Below are 969 nucleotides of genomic sequence, written 5' to 3' on the forward strand. Positions count from 1 at the left end.
AAAGGCGTCGATGGACAAGCGCGATATCGAGAAGGAGGCGGAGGTGTTTCCGTATCGGGTTTATACGATCAGTACGCTTGAGGAAGTGACGCCAACCATCACCTCGGTAAAAGGCACAATCAACCCAACGGAAATTCCCCAGGGCGCTATCACCCGAGAGACGTTCGTGAATCTGACTGGCACTTGCACGTCGGGCCAGCAGGTCGAGATACTTGACAACGGCGCCTCCAAAGGCAGGGCCACCTCCGATAATCGTGGTAACTGGAGCTTCTCGGTCAGTAGGCTCAGTGGCTCACATAGCTTCATCGCAAAAGCATTGTACGGATCCAACAAAGCCTCGCCCGCGAGAACGTTCACGGTGCAAGCACTGCTGACCGAAAATTTTGATAGCCAGCCTAAAAGGGTCATCACCCAAGGGCAAACCATCGACATCCCGAGCATGAGCATATCCATCGTTTCCGGAGGCGGCGAGGCTGCCATCGCGCCACTGTCCGATGGCAACTACGCAGGAATTGTTTTTCCTCCGGTTCCCGGATGCCGCTCAGGACAATTACTTCATATGACCTACGCGCATAAAGGCGATTTTCAACGCATTAGAATGGACTTCAAATCGGCCTATTCAAAAATCGGTTTTTGGCATACTTGGGGAGTATCCAATAACAACGAGGTTTTTTACTACAACGCTGCCGGTCAACTATTGGGAAGAGTGACGTTAGCCATTTCAGGGGAGAACGTCGCATATCAGGAGTTTTCTGCAGAGGGAATCGCTCGAATAGAGATAAGTACCCTTAGAGGATCTGACTGGTCTGCCTTCGATCACTTCAGCATGTCGATCTGAACATGGGATGCTCATGTTTTAGCGATCAACTCTAATCAGGTTGTTTCGTCAATGGCCTCTTCGCGAGCAAGCTCGCTCCCACATTTGAATGCGCTCCAGTGTAGGAGTGAGCCTGCTCGCGATGAGGCCAT

At 51.6% G+C, this 969-nt stretch carries 1 pseudogene; it reads left to right on the forward strand.

Annotated elements, in window-relative coordinates:
* Nucleotides 1–838, forward strand: a pseudogene (locus ACXR0M_RS27225) (hypothetical protein); the annotation flags it as partial.
* Between the last annotated feature and the right edge of the window lie 131 nt (nt 839–969).

Source organism: Pseudomonas sp. Eth.TT006 (assembly GCF_054456575.1).